Raw genomic sequence first — 16,568 nt, 5'->3', positions numbered from 1 at the left:
GCTGGGTGGGGCGTCCCCAGTCACCGGATTCCCGTACGGAGCGTGCGCAAGTCACGTGAGGGCTGATGCCGAAGTGATCGATCGACGCCGCGGGGTGGATGACACATGGGTGTGATCACGGTCAAGCGACCGGCCAGGGCGTATCCGCCCACCGTGCCGGACGAACCGGTGGAGCTGGTGAGCCCGCCCGAACTGCCCCGGCAGGGCGGCGAGGACTGGCTGATGAGCATCCTGCCGATGCTGGGCATGGGCGGATCGGCGGTGTTCTTCTTCTCGCCGGGGGCCGCCGCACCCATGAAGATCATGGGCGGTCTGATGATCGCCTCGACGGTCGGCATGGTGCTGGCGCAGATCGTCCGGGCCCGCAAGGGCGGCTCGACCGCGATGGCGGACGAGCGGCGCGACTACCTGAAGTACCTCCAGCAGACCCGCCGCCAGGTGCGCCGCACGGCGGAGCGCCAGCGCGGCGCGCTGCTGTTCCTGAACCCGGCCCCGGACCAGCTCTGGTCGATCGTCGAGGACGGCCGCCGGCTGTGGGAACGGCGCACCGGGGACGGCGACTTCGCGCAGATCCGGGTGGGCCTCGGGCCGGTGCAGCTGTCCACGCCGCTGGTGGCGCCGCAGACCGCGCCGATGGACGAGCTGGAGCCGCTGTCGGCGGCCGCGATGCACTCCTTCCTGAAGGCGCACGGCACCCTCCAGGACCTGCCGCTGGCGGTCTCGCTGCGGGCGTTCTACCACATCACGGTGTGCGGGGACCCGGACTCGGTGTACGGGAACGTGCGCGCGATGATCGCCCAACTGACCACCCTGCACTCGCCGGACGACCTGATGGTGGCGGTCGCGGCCGCGCCCGGCGCGGCCGAGGAGTGGGAGTGGACCAAGTGGCTCCCGCACAACCAGCACCGCAAGGAGGCCGACGGCGCGGGCTCGCGCCGGCTGTTCGCCGCCGACCTGGGCGACCTGGAGTACCTGCTCCAGGACGAGCTGGCCGGCCGCCAGCGCTTCGTGCGGGAGGTGGCCCCGCCGGCCGACCAGCCGCACCTGGTGGTCGTCATGGACGGCGCCGGGGTGCCGCACGACTCGCTGCTGGCGAGCCCGGAGGGCGTGCAGGGCGTGACGGTCATCGAGGTGGTGCCCGGCGAGGTCGACGAGCCCAGCGGGCACCTGATGGTGACGGTCAACGCCGAGGAGCTGGTGCTCCGCTCGGCCTCCGGCGCGACGTACACCGGCAAGCCGGACCTGCTCTCGGTGTGGCAGTCCGAGGCGCTGGCGCGGCAGTTGGCGCCGTACCGGATCTCGGCCGGCGGGGACGACGAGCCGCTGCTGTCCAACCTCGACTTCACCGACATGATGAGCTCGGGCGACCCGGGCTCCTTCGACGTGGCCCGCAGCTGGCGCCCGCGCGCCCAGCACGAGCGGATGCGGGTGCCGATCGGTGTCGGCGCCAACGGCGAGCACGTCTACCTGGACATCAAGGAGGCCGCGCTGGAGGGCATGGGCCCGCACGGCCTGTGCGTCGGCGCGACCGGCTCCGGCAAGTCGGAGCTGCTGCGCACGCTGGTGCTGGCGCTGGCGATGACCCACTCCTCGGAGATCCTGAACTTCGTCCTCGCCGACTTCAAGGGCGGTGCGACCTTCTCCGGCATGGCGGACATGCCGCACACCTCCGCGGTGATCACCAACCTGGAGGGCGAGCTCACCCTGGTCGACCGCATGCGCGACGCGATCGAGGGCGAGCTGCACCGCCGCCAGGAGCTGCTGCGCTCGGCGGGCAACTACGCCAACATCCACGAGTACGAGCGGGCCCGGGCGGCCGGCGCGGCGCTGGACCCGCTGCCCTCGCTGGTGCTGATCATCGACGAGTTCTCCGAACTCCTCAGCGCCAAGCCCGACTTCATCGAGATGTTCATCCAGATCGGCCGGATCGGCCGCTCGCTGGGCGTGCACCTGCTGCTGGCCTCGCAGCGCCTGGAGGAGGGCAAGCTGCGCGGCCTGGACACCTACCTGTCGTACCGGATCGGTCTGCGCACCTTCTCGGCCGCGGAGTCCCGGGCGGCGATCGGCGTGCCGGACGCGTACCACCTGCCGCCGGTGCCGGGTGTCGGCTACCTGAAGTTCGGCGAGGACGTGATGGACCGGTTCAAGGCCGCCTACGTCTCGGGGCCGTACCGGGCGCCGGGGCAGCAGCGGTCGACCGGCGGGCGACGGGTCGACACCCGCCCGGTGGAGTTCACCGCCGCCTTCGTAGACCTCCCGGACCCGGTGGAGGTGGAGGTCGTCCCGCAGGCCCCGGAGCAGGACGACGCGCTGGTGGACACCGTCCTGGACGTCTTCGTCCAGCGGATGGCCGGCCAGGGCCCGGCCGCGCACCAGGTGTGGCTGCCGCCGCTGGAGGAGGCGCCGAGCATGGACCACCTGCTGCCGCCGCTGCAGGTCGTGCCGGAGCGCGGGCTGACCGCGCCCGGCTACCCGGCGGGCCGGCTGCGGGCGCCGATCGGCATCGTCGACCGGCCGCGCGAGCAGAAGACGGACATCCTGGAGGTCGACTACGCGGGGGCGGCCGGCCACGGTCTGATCGTGGGCGGCCCGCGCTCCGGCAAGTCGACCGTGGTGCGCACCATGGTGGCCTCGTTCGGCCTCACCCACACCCCGCTGGAGGTGCAGTTCTACCTGCTCGACTTCGGCGCGGGCAGCTTCCAGTCGCTGGGCGGGCTGCCGCACGTCGGCGGGGTGGCCGGGCGCCTGGACGTGGACAAGGTGCGCCGGATGGTCTCCGAGGTGCACGGGGTGCTCAACCGGCGCGAGGAGCTGTTCCGGGCCGCCGGGATCGACACCATCGCCACCTACCGGGCCCGCCGGGCGGCCGGCCAACTGCCGGACGAGGCCTTCGGCGACGTCTTCCTGGTGATCGACGGCTGGAACACCTTCAAGCAGGAGTTCGAGGGCCTGGAGCCGGTGATCGGCGACATCGCCCAGCGCGGCCTCGGCTACGGCGTGCACCTGGTGATCACCGCGGCCCGGTACGCCGAGGTGCGCCCGGCCCTGAAGGACCTGCTGCAGAACCGGACCGAGCTGAAGCTCGGTGACGCGATGGAGTCCGAGGTCGACCGCCGGGTGGCGCAGAACGTCCCGTCGCTGGCCGGGCGCGGCATCACCCCGGAGCGGCTGCACTTCCTGTCCGGTCTGCCCCGGCTGGACGGCTCCTCCTCGGTGGAGGACCTCCAGAACGGCGTGGCCGGGCTGGTCGCCGCCGTCGACGGGGCCTGGACCGGCCCGCGCGCCCCGCAGGTGCGGATGCTGCCGGCCGTCCTGGACGGCCACGCGCTGCCGAAGGGCTTCGAGCACCCGGAGCGCGGCGTCGCCTTCGGCGTGGACGAGGCGGAGCTGGCACCGGTCTTCGTCAACTTCGAGACCGACCCGCTGTTCATCGTCTTCGGCGACACCGAGTCCGGGAAGTCGGCGGTGCTGCGGATGCTGATCAAGCAGATCACCGAGCGGTACACCCCGGACCAGGCCGGCATCGTGGTCGGCGACTACCGGCGCGCGCTGCTCGGCACCGTGCCGCCGGAGTACCTGGTGGAGTACGCGGCCGCGCAGCCGGCCATGGCGGCCATCGTGGACATGCTGCGCGGCGCCTGCTCGCGCCGCCTGCCGGGCCCGGACGTGACCGCCGAGCAGCTGCGCAACCGCAGCTGGTACAGCGGCAAGGACATGTTCGTGATCGTCGACGACTACGAGCTGGTCGCGACGAGCTCGGGCAACCCGCTGGCCCCGCTGGCCGAGTTCCTGCCGTTCGCCCGCGACATCGGCCTGCGGGTGATCGTGGCCCGCAGCGCGGGCGGCGCCGGCCGCTCGCTGTACGAGCCGGTGCTGCAGCGGATGCGCGAGCTCGGCGGCCAGGGCGTGATCCTCTCCGGCAACCGGGACGAGGGCGCGCTGCTGGGGACGGTCAAGCCGCAGGCGCTGCCGCCGGGCCGCGCCGTCTTCGTGTCACGCCGCGTGACCAGCGGGCAGATGGTCCAGACGGGCTGGCTGCCGGTGGCGTAGCCGCGCCGGCCGTCACGGACGGTGAGCGAAGGGGTCGGACTCGTGGAGTCCGGCCCCTTCGGCGTCCCGGGTTCCGAAACGTTACCTAGATCTTTCCGGGCGGGGGCTGCGGTTCCCGTACCCCGCCGGGGAGTTGCCGGGCGTCTCAGGGGCACCTGGGCGTATCACCGCTCACTCGAAGTACGACCTTGGAATCGCGGTCCGCCCTCTTTGTTCACCTTCGATTCAATTGCCATGTGGCCAAAGTAACAAGTCGGACAAAGCTGGCAATGACCGAACGTGATCATCGGATCGTATGTCTATGCCGTTCACCGCAACGGATTCCGAAGCAGTTCCGGCGTTGACGCGATCAATACGCCCAAGGTTCCATGGCGGCCAGGGAGCGCCTGGAACCGGACACCGAGCAACCAGCCAGCGGAGGCGATACCGCTCCCACCCCAGCACCGCACAGAGCCGATCGGAAGCCACATGACCGACACGCTTCGCCCGCCACAGACCGTAGCCGCCCCCGCGGCCGAGGCGGCAGCGCCCCAGCAGCTCAAGCGCTCGATCGGCGTCGTGGGCGGCACCCTGCTCACGCTGTCCTGCGTCACCCCCGCCTCGACGCTCTTCGTGATCGTGCCGGAGCTGTTCTCCAGCATCGGCAGCGCCACCGCGCTGGCCATCGCGATCGGCACCGTGCTCTGCGTCGCGGTCGCGTTCTGCTACTCCGAACTCGGCACCCTGATCCCCAGCGCCGGCGGCGAGTACGCGATGGTCGGCACCCTGGCCGGGCGGCTGATGGGCTGGCTGGTCTTCGTGCTCTCCCTGATCGTGGTGATGATCGTCCCCTCGGTCATCGCCCTCGGCACCGCCGACTACCTCGCGCCCGTCCTGCACCTCGACAAGGCCATGACCGGCGCCGCCGTGATGCTGGCCGCCACCCTGGCCGGCCTGCTCGACCTGCGCGCCAACGCCTGGATCACCGGCGTCTTCCTGGTCCTGGAGGTCATCGCGGCCGGCGTGGTCTCGGTGCTCGGCTTCGCCCACACCAACAGCGACGCCCCCAGCCTGCTGCACGGCGTGGTCACCGGGGACGGCGGCGCCACCACCACGGTGAGCGTCGGCGCCATCGTCGGCGCGCTCGGCATCGCCCTGTTCATCACCCAGGGCTTCTCCACCGCCGTCTACCTGTCCGAGGAGCTGGAGAACCCGCGCCGCAACGTCTCGCGCACCGTGCTGTGGACGCTCGGCATCTCCTCCGCGATCATCCTGGTCCCGGTCGTCGCGATCACCGTGGGCGCCCCCGACCTCCAGACCCTGGCCTCCGGCGACATCTCCGGCATGGTCACCGCCTGGAGCAACTCCGCGGTCGGCACCTTCGTCAGCCTCTGCGTCGCGCTGGCCATCATCAACGCCGGCATCGTCATGGTCATCCAGAACTCCCGGGTGCTGTTCGCCTCCGCCCGCGACAAGGCCTGGCCGGAGCCGGTCAACAAGGCCTTCGGCACCCTCGGCCGGTTCGGCTCGCCGTGGATCGCCACCCTGGCGGTCGGCCTGCCCGGCGCCGCGCTCTGCTTCGTCAAGGGCGAGCTGCTGAGCAACATCACCGGCGTCGCCGTCACCGGGATGTACCTGCTGGTCGCGATCGCCGCGCTGCTCTCCCGCCGCGGCCACCACAAGCACGCCTCCGCCTGGCGGATGCCGCTGTGGCCGGCCGTCCCGATCGTGCTGATCGCCGTCCTGGTCTACGTGATGACCAAGCTGGACACCGAGCCCCTGCTGTGGACCGGCGGCATCACCGCCGCCGCCACCCTCTACTGGCTGTTCTACCTGCGCCCCCGGCAGGACACCCGCTGGGTGATCAGCCTCCCCGAGGACCAGCAGGACTGACCCCCACCCCTCCCCCACACGGCGGTGCCCCGGGCCTCCCCCAGGCCCGGGGCACCGCCGTCTCCCGCGCTACTTCTTCGGCGTCCACTGCGGGCTGGTGGCGACCGCCCGCAGCTGCGCCTCGGTCAGCAGCGGATCGCCCTTCGACACCAGCGTGACCAGGACCTCCACGCCGTCCGGCCGCATCGCGTCCACGACCTGCACCCCCTTCGGGACCTTGGCCGCCGCGCCGCGCGCCAGGAGCCTCGTCCCGTCCGGCAGGGTCTCCGCGCCCTGGTACGCCTCCGGTCCCGGCCGGTCGTCGGGGGCCTTCGCCCAGTTCTCGACCGTCAGCGTCAGGGTCCCGGTCCGCCCGCCCCCGGCCAGCTCGAAGTCCGCCCGCAGGTCCCGGCTCCTGCGGTCGGTCACCGTCACCCCGGCGGGCAGCAGCCCGGTCAGGACGGACTCGCGGTCCTGCAGCGACAGGCCCGGGTCGATCGCCTCGGTGTCGACGCCGTCGAACCTGAGGGCCGCGACGACCCGGTTCCAGGACGGGTCCGTGACGACGGCCTTCAGCTGGTCCGGCGTGAGCGGCGGGTTGGGCCGGCTGTCCGGCGCGTCCTTCTCCTGGGGCGAGTTCCACTCGCTGAGGCCGATCAGCCCGCCGTCCGGACGGGCCACCGAGGCGCGCCACTCCTTGGTGGTGGCCCGGTGGTCCGGGTACTCGTAGCCCTGGGTGAGCATGAGCTTCGACCCGTCCGGCAGCACGGTGACGGCGCAGGAGTCCAGCGAGGCGAGCTTGAGGTCCGTCGGGCAGGTCTGCGGCTGGACGTCCTTGGGGCGGTGCTTCTGGATGCTGAGGCCCATCAGCGACCGGCCCTGGCCGTCGTCGAACACCAGGTTGGCGTCCGCGTACATCCCCTTGTTCTCGTCGGTTCCGTGCCCCTTCGCGTCGGACACCTGGCCCTTGGGCAGCAGGGCCTGGAAGGTGGCGACCACCTCGTCCCCGGTGATCACCACCGGGGCGGAGGACTTCACCGAGGTCGGGGTGGCCGAGGCGGTGGCGCCGTCGCCGCCGGCGGTGGCCGCCGGGGCGGAGGCCGCGCGCACCGTGCCCGCGTCCCTCGCCCCCGGGAAGCCCAGGTACACCGCGCCGGTGCCCACCAGGGCCAGCGCCGCCGCCCCGCCCACCACGGCGGCGGTCGAGCGGCGGCGCCAGCGGCCGCGGCCGCGCCGGTAGCCGCCCGCGACCAGGTCGGCCTGGCCGGGGCGGAAGCCTTCGCCTGTACGGGTGAGGGCATAGAGAAGATCGTCCTCGAACTTGTCCGGTTCGGACATGGGTGTTCACCGTCTCCTTGCGTCGCGGGTGGTGGTGAGAGGTACCGGGCGGCCGGCCTCAGCGGGCGGCGAGCTCGGCCAGCGAGTCGCCGAGCAGGGTGCGCAGCCGGGCCAGGGCCCGGGTGGTGCGGGTGCGGACGGCCCCGGAGGAGACCCGCATGGCCTCGGCGGTCTCCTCGACGCTGCGGTCCTCCCAGTAGCGCAGCACCAGGACCGCGCGGTCCTTGGGCGGCATCCGGCCGAGCGCGTCGAGGAGGGTCAGCCGCAGCGTGCGGTCGGCGTCCTGCCCCTCCGGCTCCGGCAGGGCGTCGCTGGGGCGCTCGCCGCTGGAGCGGCGGCGCTGCTGGGCGAGGAAGGTGCGCACCATCACGGTGTGGGTGTAGGCCGCCGGGTTGTCGATCCGGCCGCGGCCGGTGAAGGCGCTGCGCCGCCACAGCACGTACATCCGGCTGAGGGCCTCCTGCACGAGGTCCTCGGCGTAGTGGGTGTCGCCGCTGGTGAGCAGGCAGGCCGAGCGGTACAGGTGGCCGGTCCGGCCGGAGACGAGTTCCAGGAACTCCGCGTCCTTGGCCTCCCGGCCCGCCCCGACCCACCCCATGCGCCCTGCCCCCCGCGGTCCGCCGTCCCTGACACTTCATCGATGCGGCGGGCGGGCTGCGGTGTTACAGGGGTTCCGGCGGTTCTTCGACGCGCCGGCCCGGTCGGGCCCCGAGCTGGCGGGGGTCGGGCGTCAGTCGGCGGACTTGCGGCGGTGGTCGCGCAGCACCGTGCCGCCGCCGATCAGCAGGGCGACCAGCAGCGCGCCGACGCCGAGGACGTACGTCGCGGTGCGGCCGTCCCGGTCGGCCTGGGTCTCGCCGAGACCCACCGGGCGCGGCACGATCGGCGCGGCGGCGAGCTGCACCGGGGCGTCCGGGGTGGGCGCGAAGGGCGCGTCGTCGGGGGCCTTGGTGACGGCCCTGACCGGGTCCACCACGCCCCAGCCGGTGAAGTTGTCCGGCTCGCGCTGGGTGCGCTGCGCGGTCTGCTCGATCCAGGCCCGCACCTGGGCCGCCTTCCAGTTCGGGTGGGCGCTCCACAGCAGCGCGGCGAGCCCGGAGACGTACGGGGCGGCGAAGCTGGTGCCGTTGTCCACGCACTGGCCGCTCCCGGGCACGGTGGACAGCATGTCGACACCGGGCGCGGCGACCTTCACGAAGCCGCCGTACTGGGAGAACGGCGCGCGCTCATTGTTGCGGTCGGAGGCGCCGACGGCCAGCACGGTCGGGAAGGCGCCCGGGTAGGTGTCGCCCTCCTTGCCGTCGTTCCCGGTGGAGGCGACCACCACGATGTTCTTCGCCTCGGCGTAGTCGATGATGGCCTTCAGCTCCTGGTACCCGCCGAAGCGGGCGTCGCCCGCGCCGCGCACGTCCTGGGAGATGTTGATGACCTTGACGCCGGGCTGGTCGGCCGCCTTCCTGATCGCCGTGACCAGGGTGGAGACGTCGCCGTTGCCGTCGCTGTCGTTCTGCCGGATCGAGAAGATCCTGGCGTCGGGGGCCAGTCCGACGAAACCGGTGGCCTTCCTGGGGCCGGCCGCGATGATCCCGGCCACCTTGGTGCCGTGGCCGACCGGGTCCTCGATGGACTTGCCCGGGATCGCCTCCTTGGTCTCCCGGTTGACCAGCAGGTTGGGGCCCTCGTCGACCTTTCCGCTCAGCTGCGGGTTGTTGACGTCCACCCCGGTGTCGATGACCGCGACCGTCACGCCCGCGCCGGTGGTCTTCCCGCCCTGCCACAACTCGTCCAGCAGCAGGCGCTGCAGCGACCACGGCACGGTCGGCACGTCGGGCGCCGGCTTGGGGCAGTCGCCGGCCGCGGCCAGTCCGGGCCCGCCTTCGGCGTACGCCGGGGCGGCGAGCGGGCCGCCCAGCACCGCGAGCGCGGCGAGCGCCGCGGCCGCCTTCCGGTACCCGTGTCGGGACACCCTGCCACCCCTCATGTCGTCCACCCGTGTCGCGCGTCGGGGGCGGGTGCCCGGAATCCGGGTACCCGCCCCCTGCTGTTTCCTACGGAACCCGAACGTCAGCCCCAGAGCTTGGCGTTGGCGTCCTCGGTCGTCCGGTAGCTCTGCGCGGCCTGGTCCAGCGAGGTCGCGATCTGCGTGCAGGTCTTCTGCAGGTCGGCGGCGCGGGCGTCCCACTGGGCCTGGTGGGCCTGGTAGCCCTCCTGGGCCGCACCCTGCCAGCTGGAGGCGATGCGGGTGACGTTGCCCTTGAGGTCGTTCAGCAGGTGGTCGATGCGGCTCGCCGAGGCCTTGACCTCCTCGGACGCGTGGTGAACGGTCTCGAAGTTGACGAGAATGTGGTCGGACACGTTGTCTCCCTAGACGAGGGTGCGGAGCGCCACGCGGTCAGTGGCGGGCGCTCCGCGGAGCGGTGGATCGGGACAGAACGGCGGTCGGCGCGGGTGCGACGATCAACGCGGAAGCGGTGATCAGCCCTGGGCCGAGGAGAACATCGCCTTCTGCTCCTCTTCGGTGCTCGCGTAGTGCTTGGTGGTCAGCTCGATCGCGTGCTTGATCGCGGTCAGCGACTCCTTCAGCTTCGCGATGTCCTCGTTGACCCGGTTCTGCAGGGTCGTGTAGGCGCTCGCGGCCTGGCCCTGCCAGCCGCCGGTGATGCCGGAGACCGTGCTGATCAGCTTGGTCCGCTCGGCCTCGATCTTGCCGATGGCCTCTTCGATCTGCTTGGCGAACGCCAGCATCTCCTGCGCCGTCATCGTGAACTGACCCTGAGCCATGCTCCACCGTCCCCCATGAGACAACATTTTGCGTGCACGGAGGGCCCGCGAGGGGCCCCACCGTGCCATCACCCGTGTGATGTCCAGCAGCACTGTAGTCGGCACACGCAGCTCGCCCAACACCGAGCACAGAGTAGTTACCAGACCATGACACTGCGGCCAATTCGGTTGCCGCGCTTGGCCGGTCAAGCGTTCTGCGGCTGGGCGGCGCTCTTCGCGGTCAGCGGCGGACCGGCCGGAACCAGGTTCGACCACTCCTTCGGCACCGGCAGCGGCTGGACCCCCTGGTAGCCCAACCGGGCCTGGTTGCCGCCCGGTTCCTCCTGCTGGCCGGGCTCCTGGGACGGCGCCCCGGGGGCCGGCGTGGCCGTCGGCTGCGGCGTCGGCTGCTTCGGCGGGGCGCTCTGGCCGGGCTGCGGCGAGGCCGTGGGACGCTGGCCGCCGTCACCGTTGGACGGGACGGAGTAGCGCAACCCGGTCTCGGTGATCAGGAAGTCGGTCCCGGAGCCGGCCGCCGCGTGGTCCAGCGAGCGGTAGAACAGCCCGTGACCGGGGGTCACGTACGCGGCCCCGGCGCCGTTGTTGTACGGCGCGGGGTACGTCGTCCCGGCCCAGACGCTGCGCTTGGCGGTGGCCCCGTCCGCGGCGACGCCGTCGTAGGTGCTGCACACGACCATCCGGGCGTCCTGGCGGTCCTGCCAGTTGTTCACCGGCGCACCGGTCTTCAGCGGCCAGTCCGGCGCGGTGCCCTTCAGCGCGACGTCGCCGCCCCACTGGGCGTTGTCGGCCGGGATCATCTCGTCGCTGCGCGGCTTCTTGTCCTGGTCGTACTTGTAGAGCATCTGGTATGCCGGGTTCTGCCGGATCAGCTCCGCCTGGAACGGGGTGACCAGGAACAGCTGCTCCTTGCCGACCACGTAGTGGCGGTCCTGGTAGTGCACCAGCCGGCCGACCCGGCGGTCGGCCTGGTTGCCCAGCTCCACCTTGGAGTTGGCGCCCTGGCTGTCGGCCACGCCCTCGACCTGCGGGAAGGTGATCGGGGTGGCGGTCACCAGGGTGTCCAGCCAGTCCCGCTTGACCCGCTGCGGCACCGCGTTGGGCCCGAACACCGCGGTGATCAGCGCCTTGCGCTCCTTGTCGTCCGACTGCGGGGTGCCGATCTCGTGCTTGCGGCCCTGCGCGTCGACCAGGAACACCGCCGCACCCGAGGCGGCCGGCTGACCCGCCGCCGGCGCGGCCGAGATCTGCTGCTCGTCGGCCTGCTGCACCAGCATCAGCTGGTCCGGGCCGAGCATCCGGTCCTTGGCCGCCAGCGCCGTCGCGTCCGCCCCGGCCGCCACGAACACCGCCTGGTTGACGGTCTCCTGCTTGTCGTCCGAACCCGGGCGGTCGCACACCGCCCACTTCATCGGCTTGTTCGCGTTGTCCGTGGTCGGCAGCTTGTCCGGCGCGTACGGGATGCCGATCGTCGGCCCGTGATTGGGGTAGCGGTCGAGCACCCCGTCGTCCACCACCACGACCTTGGCGCCCGCGGGCAGCACCAGCCGCGCCGAGGACATGTTGAGGACCTGGTGCAGCCGCTTGGTCTTGTTGTCCTGGTCGGTGAGCACCACGTACCGGGTCGTCGACTGCTTGCCCTGGATGATGTTCTTGCCGTCGTCCCACTTCACCGGCGCACTCGGCTTGAAGACCCCCCAGAGCCCGAAGCCGGCCACCACCACCGCCCCGGCCAGCACACTCGGCAGCACCGCCTTCACCGGACGCGGCGCGTCCTCGTCGCTGCCGCCGCCGGCGGGCAGCAGGAAGGCGCCCACCGTGCGCTTGCGGGCGAAGGTGTACGCGTTCAGCTCGTCCCGGCGCGATGCCATACCTCGTCGTCCCCCTAGTCAGACGTTGTCGGGCGTTGTCAGACCGACCTGCCCCGTGGTCACCCGCCGGGCACGAACCGGCGCGAACCCTCTACGATGCGGCAGCAGACGGTGAGTACGGTACGGGTACGGTCCGCGACACAGCCAGCCGGGCCGCGAGAACGGATCAGAGAGGGCCACCGGGGGATGCCAAGCCAGACCGCTCCAGGACGCCGCCGCAGTGCGGGCGGCGGGAGGGCGCGCCGGGCCGGCCGGGCGCAGCACAGCACGCCGACGGCCGAGACCGGGACGGGGACAGGACCGGGGACGGGGCCCGACCGGCCGCAGCCGACCGGCACCGGGGGCGGCGGCGCCGTCCAGGTCCGGATCAACCCCCGACCGGGGCTGCTCGGCGGGCGGTTGAAGCTCCAGCAGCTCGTCCTGGTCGAGGTCGCGGCGGCCCTGGTCGCCGTCGGCTGGACGATCAGCCGGACGGTCGCGGCCGGCTTCGGCGCCGTCGCGCTGGTGCTGCTCGTACTCGCCCTCCTCCCGGTGCGCGGCCGCACCGTCCCGGACCTGCTGCGGGTCCGCGCCGCCCTCAAGTCCCGCCGCAGGCAGGCCCGGACGCTGCTGCCGCCGGCCGGCACCGACCCGGCGCTGGCGCCCGCGCTGGAGCTCGAACCGGGGCTGCGCACCTGCACCCACGCCACCGAGGCCGAGTTCGGCGGCCGCCCGGTCCGCCGGGAGACCGGCATGGTCGGCGACGGGACCTTCCTCACCTCGGTCCTGCTCGTCCAGGCCAAGGACCAGCCGCTGCGCCCGGTGCGCACCGCGCTGCCGCTGCCGCTGGACGTGGTCTGCTCGGCGCTCACGGTGGACGACATCACCCTGGAGTCGGTGCAGCTGGTCCAGCACACCCAGCCCGCCCCCGCCCAGCACCTGCCCGAGCAGTCGCTGGCCGCCCGCGCCTACCGCGAGCTGCCGGACGGCACCTCCACCCCCGGACTGCGGCTGACCTGGGTCGCGCTCAAGCTCGACCCGGAGCGCGCGGCGACCGCCGTCCGGGCCCGCGGCGGCGGCGAGGAGGGCGCCCGCAAGGCGCTGCAGCGGGTCACCGACCAGCTGGCCGGCCGGCTCAACAGCGCGGGCTTCAACGCGACCGTGCTGGACGAGCGCGAGCTGATCGCCGCGCTGGCCATCGCCACCTGCGCCAACCCGATCGCGGTGGCCGGCCGCCAGGGCACCGGCAGCGGCGGCGGCACCACCCGCCGCACCCAGGAGGGCAACCGGTTCTGGCGGATCGACGACCGCTGGCACACCACGTACTGGATCTCCCGCTGGCCGCAGCTCAGCCGCCCCGGCGGCGCCCCCGGCCGGATCGCCGCGCCGGACCTGGTCAACCTGATCACCGGCTCGCCGGCCCTCGCCAGCACCTTCAGCCTGACCGCCGGGCACGGCACCGGCGGCTCGGTGACGGTCAGCGGGCACCTGCGGGTGACCGGGCGCAACGAGAGCGAGGTCGGCCAGGTCGGCCGCCAGGTGGAGACCCGGGCCCAGAGCACCGGGCTCGGCCTCGTCCGGCTCGACCTGGAGCAGGCCCCCGGCATGCTCGCCACCCTGCCGCTCGGAGGGGCTTCCTGATGGCCTACCAGACCTATCCCACCGTCGGCCCGCAGCCCGGCGCCGAGCAGCGCCGGACCAGGCCGCGGATCCTGCCCGGTTTCGGACTGCGCGGCCCGCGCCGGGAGAAGCACGTCCTGGAGGCGGCCGACCTCGCGGCGCTGGCCTTCCCGGTCGGCGACGACGGCGTGGTCATCGGCGTCGACCCGCAGGGACTGCCCGCCGTGCTCGGCCTGTTCCGCCCGACCTCGTACGACCTGGTGCTCGTCGGCGGCATGTGGACCGCGCAGGTCATCGCGCTGCGGGCGGCCGCGATCGGCGCCCGGGTCGCGGTGGAGACCGCCCGCGGGCAGCTGTGGGGCCCGCTGGCCCAGGCCGCCGGCGGCGGCCAGCCCTGCGTGACGGTCCACCAGGTCGGCCGGCTCGGCCCGCAGGGCGCCTCGGTGGCCTCGCCGGTCCTGGTGGTGCGCGACCTCGGCGCCCGCCCGCCGCGCAGCCGGCTCTCCGCCGCGCCCTGGCAGACCACCCTGACCCTGCTGCCCTACCTGGGCCCGAACGCCTCCCGGGTGCTGAACGCGGCCGACCTGGTCGGCGTGCAGCGGATCTCGCCGCAGGAGGCGGAACTGACCGGCCGGGTGCTCTCGCTGCCTCCGGAGGACGTGGCCGCCCTGCCCACCCTCGGCGACGACCTCACCCTGTGGGCGACCCGGATGCGGCGCCAGTACGTACGGGCCGTGGCCGGGCAGGCCGAACAACAGGTGCTCGGCGGGCCGCGCCGGATGGACTGAGCAGCGGCTCGCCGCACCGGGCGGGCCGTCGGGGAACCGAAGCCGCCTTCAACGGGGGTTGCCGTACGGCCTAGTCTTTGATGCGGCAACGGCACCGCTGAACAAGCGGCGGCGAACACGAGGGAGCCAGAAAAGTGAGCAGCGATCGGGACGGCGTCTACGTCGGCGACAACGCGGCGGAGGACGACGACGACTGGTCGGACGCGCCTGACTACACTCCCCCGTCCTGGTACGTGCAGACGGAGCCCGCTTCGGCTCCGGCCGCTTCGGCTCCGGCTGCCGGGGCTCCGGCCTCGGCCGACGCCCCGGTGCCCGCCGCCGCTGCTCCGGCGCAAGCCCAGCAGGCCCCGGCGCAGCAGGCCGCTCCGGAGCAGCGGCAGGCCCAGGCTCCGGTGCCCGGCCAGGCCGCCGCCCCGGTGGCGGAGGCCGCGCCGGCCGCCGTCCCGGCCCCGACGCCCGCTGCCACGCCCACGCCCGCCGCGCCGGTCCCGCCGGTGCAGGCCGAGGCGCAGCACGTCCCGTTCCCGGCGGCCGCCCCGGCTCCGCCGGTCGCCGAGCAGCCGCAGGCCGGTGCCCCGGCCTGGCCGACGCCGGAGGCCGCGGCGCAGCAGACCGCGCCGCAGCCGTACCCGGCGCCCGCCCCTGCTCCCGCGCCCGTCGCGCCCGCGCAGCCGCAGAACTTCGCGCAGCCGCCGGTCCAACAGGCCCCGCCGCAGCACCCTCAGGACCCGTCGGCCGCCTGGGACCCGCAGGCCGCGTGGGCGGCCCAGCAGGCCCAGCAGGTCCAACAGCCGCAGCAGCCGCTGCCGCCCCAGCACGCCGCCGCCCCGCAGCCCCCCGGCCCGGTGCCCCAGCCCGGCCCGGTGGACCCGCGCCAGGGCGGCTGGCCGCAGCCCGCCGCGTACCAGCAGCCGGTCCCGCCGCAGCCCGGCCCGCAGGCCCAGCCCGGCCCGCCGCTGCCGGGGCAGCCGCTGCCCGGCCAGCCGTGGCAGCAGCAGCCGCAGGCCCCGCAGCCCAGCGCGTTCCAGCAGGCCGCCGCCCCGCAGCAGACCGCGCACGGCGCGCCGCTGGGCTACACCGCCGCCGTCGAGCTGTCCTCGGACCGGCTGCTGCGCAGCCAGCCCAAGCAGCAGCGCCAGCAGCCGCGCTTCCAGTTCGGCGGCAAGGCCGCGGCGGCCGAGAAGGCCCGCAAGCTGGAGATCATCCGCACCCCGGTGCTGAGCTGCTACCGGATCGCCGTGATCAGCCTCAAGGGCGGCGTCGGCAAGACCACGACCACCACCGCGCTCGGCGCGACCCTGGCCAGCGAGCGCCAGGACAAGGTGATCGCGATCGACGCCAACCCGGACGCCGGCACCCTGGGCCGCCGGGTGAAGCGCCAGACCGGCGCGACCATCCGCGACCTGGTGACGGCCATCCCGCACCTGCGCAGCTACATGGACATCCGTCAGTTCACCTCGCAGGACCTGAACTCGGGCCTGGAGATCCTGGCGAACGACGTCGACCCGGCGGTCTCGACCACCTTCAACGACTCGGACTACCGCCAGGTGATCGACGTGCTGGGCCGCCAGTACCCGATCATCCTGACCGACTCCGGCACCGGCCTGCTGTACAGCGCGATGCGCGGGGTGCTGGACCTGGCCGACCAGCTGATCATCGTCTCCACCCCCAGCGTGGACGGCGCCTCCAGCGCCTCGACCACCCTGGACTGGCTCTCCGCGCACGGCTACGCGGACCTGGTCCAGCGCAGCATCACGGTGGTCTCCGGGGTGCGCGAGACCAGCAAGATGATCAAGGTCGAGGACATCGTCGCGCACTTCCAGACCCGCTGCCGCGGCGTGATCGTGGTGCCGTTCGACGAGAGCCTGGCGGCCGGCGCCGAGGTCAACCTCGACATGATGCGGCCCAAGGTCCGGGAGGCCTACTTCGAGCTGGCCACCCTGGTCGGCGAGGACATCATCCGGGCCCACCAGGCCGCCGCCGCCCAGCAGGCCGGCTGGCAGCAGCAGGCCCAGGCCGGCTACCCGCAGCCGGGCGGCCCCCAGCCGTACGCCGACCCGCAGCAGCAGGCCCAGCCGTACCCGCAGCAGGCCGGCCAGCCCGCCCCCGGGGCGCCGTGGGCCCCGCAGCCCGGCCAGGCCCCGCCGCCCCCGCCCGGGTACGGCTACCCGCAGCAGCCCGCCCCCGGGGCGCCCTGGCCGCAGCAGCCGGGGCCGGGCTACGGCTACCCGCCGCCCCCGCCCCAGCAGTGACAGCGCCGGAAGGGGGGCCCCCCCCCCCCCGGGGGGGGGGC

At 73.4% G+C, this 16,568-nt stretch carries 11 protein-coding genes; 5 read left to right on the top strand and 6 right to left on the bottom strand.

What is annotated here, in order from left to right; genetic code table 11:
• Positions 1 to 105: 105 nt before the first annotated feature.
• Together eccCa and ACFRQN_RS25200 are read left to right on the top strand one after the other, a co-directional pair.
• Positions 106 to 4,050, top strand: coding sequence for a type VII secretion protein EccCa (eccCa, locus tag ACFRQN_RS25205; RefSeq protein WP_074006411.1), 3,945 nt, complete (start codon positions 106 to 108; stop codon positions 4,048 to 4,050).
• 468 nt (positions 4,051 to 4,518) lie between these two features.
• Positions 4,519 to 5,922 (top strand): APC family permease, encoded by a 1,404-nt coding sequence (locus ACFRQN_RS25200; protein WP_380742317.1) that lies wholly within the window; start codon positions 4,519 to 4,521, stop codon positions 5,920 to 5,922.
• A gap of 69 nt (positions 5,923 to 5,991) precedes the next feature.
• Here ACFRQN_RS25200 and ACFRQN_RS25195 read toward each other — a convergent pair whose 3' ends face one another.
• The 6 genes from ACFRQN_RS25195 to ACFRQN_RS25170 form a co-directional block, all read right to left on the bottom strand.
• Complete coding sequence (locus ACFRQN_RS25195; RefSeq protein ID WP_380742315.1) at positions 5,992 to 7,239, bottom strand: hypothetical protein; 1,248 nt, start codon at positions 7,237 to 7,239, stop codon at positions 5,992 to 5,994.
• A gap of 58 nt (positions 7,240 to 7,297) precedes the next feature.
• Positions 7,298 to 7,837 (bottom strand): SigE family RNA polymerase sigma factor, encoded by a 540-nt coding sequence (locus ACFRQN_RS25190; protein WP_380742313.1) that lies wholly within the window; start codon positions 7,835 to 7,837, stop codon positions 7,298 to 7,300.
• A gap of 132 nt (positions 7,838 to 7,969) precedes the next feature.
• A complete protein-coding gene (gene mycP / locus ACFRQN_RS25185) occupies positions 7,970 to 9,205 on the bottom strand; it encodes a type VII secretion-associated serine protease mycosin (protein ID WP_241853233.1) in 1,236 nt (411 codons plus the stop codon).
• A gap of 98 nt (positions 9,206 to 9,303) precedes the next feature.
• Positions 9,304 to 9,594 carry a WXG100 family type VII secretion target gene (locus ACFRQN_RS25180; protein ID WP_049657362.1) on the bottom strand — a complete coding sequence of 97 codons (291 nt, stop codon included), beginning with the start codon at positions 9,592 to 9,594 and terminating at the stop codon, positions 9,304 to 9,306.
• 120 nt (positions 9,595 to 9,714) lie between these two features.
• Entirely contained in the window at positions 9,715 to 10,020 is a 306-nt protein-coding gene (locus tag ACFRQN_RS25175; RefSeq protein ID WP_063780319.1) for a WXG100 family type VII secretion target, read from the bottom strand.
• Between the two features lie 185 nt (positions 10,021 to 10,205).
• Positions 10,206 to 11,888 (bottom strand): type VII secretion protein EccB, encoded by a 1,683-nt coding sequence (locus ACFRQN_RS25170; protein WP_049657366.1) that lies wholly within the window; start codon positions 11,886 to 11,888, stop codon positions 10,206 to 10,208.
• A 186-nt stretch (positions 11,889 to 12,074) separates the two neighbouring features.
• Here ACFRQN_RS25170 and eccE point away from each other — a divergent pair, with 186 nt between their 5' ends.
• The 3 genes from eccE (at position 12,075) to ACFRQN_RS25155 (ending at position 16,527) form a co-directional block, all read left to right on the top strand.
• Positions 12,075 to 13,508 (top strand): type VII secretion protein EccE, encoded by a 1,434-nt coding sequence (eccE, locus tag ACFRQN_RS25165; RefSeq protein ID WP_079272941.1) that lies wholly within the window; start codon positions 12,075 to 12,077, stop codon positions 13,506 to 13,508.
• Positions 13,508 to 14,275: a hypothetical protein gene (locus ACFRQN_RS25160; protein ID WP_049657368.1), complete on the top strand. Its 768-nt coding sequence runs from the start codon at positions 13,508 to 13,510 to the stop codon at positions 14,273 to 14,275. The genes eccE and ACFRQN_RS25160 overlap by 1 nt, the downstream gene beginning before the upstream one ends.
• Before the next feature lie 134 nt (positions 14,276 to 14,409).
• Complete coding sequence (locus ACFRQN_RS25155) at positions 14,410 to 16,527, top strand: MinD/ParA family protein (protein ID WP_380742311.1); 2,118 nt, start codon at positions 14,410 to 14,412, stop codon at positions 16,525 to 16,527.
• Positions 16,528 to 16,568: the final 41 nt, after the last annotated feature.

Source organism: Kitasatospora sp. NPDC056800 (genome assembly GCF_042789775.1).
Classification (GTDB): Bacteria; Actinomycetota; Actinomycetes; order Streptomycetales; family Streptomycetaceae; genus Kitasatospora.
The sequence above is the reverse complement of the archived record's forward strand: the minus strand, read 5'-3'. Positions and strand labels throughout refer to the sequence as shown.

Bases quoted from the DNA above. Each gene is read 5' to 3' on its own strand.
- eccE (WP_079272941.1), top strand. From the start codon at position 12,075: ATGCCAAGCCAGACCGCTCCAGGACGCCGCCGCAGTGCGGGCGGCGGG.
- ACFRQN_RS25170 (WP_049657366.1), bottom strand. From the start codon at position 11,888: ATGGCATCGCGCCGGGACGAGCTGAACGCGTACACCTTCGCCCGCAAG.
- ACFRQN_RS25195 (WP_380742315.1), bottom strand. From the start codon at position 7,239: ATGTCCGAACCGGACAAGTTCGAGGACGATCTTCTCTATGCCCTCACC.
- eccCa (WP_074006411.1), top strand. From the start codon at position 106: ATGGGTGTGATCACGGTCAAGCGACCGGCCAGGGCGTATCCGCCCACC.
- ACFRQN_RS25190 (WP_380742313.1), bottom strand. From the start codon at position 7,837: ATGGGGTGGGTCGGGGCGGGCCGGGAGGCCAAGGACGCGGAGTTCCTG.
- ACFRQN_RS25160 (WP_049657368.1), top strand. From the start codon at position 13,508: ATGGCCTACCAGACCTATCCCACCGTCGGCCCGCAGCCCGGCGCCGAG.
- ACFRQN_RS25200 (WP_380742317.1), top strand. From the start codon at position 4,519: ATGACCGACACGCTTCGCCCGCCACAGACCGTAGCCGCCCCCGCGGCC.
- ACFRQN_RS25175 (WP_063780319.1), bottom strand. From the start codon at position 10,020: ATGGCTCAGGGTCAGTTCACGATGACGGCGCAGGAGATGCTGGCGTTC.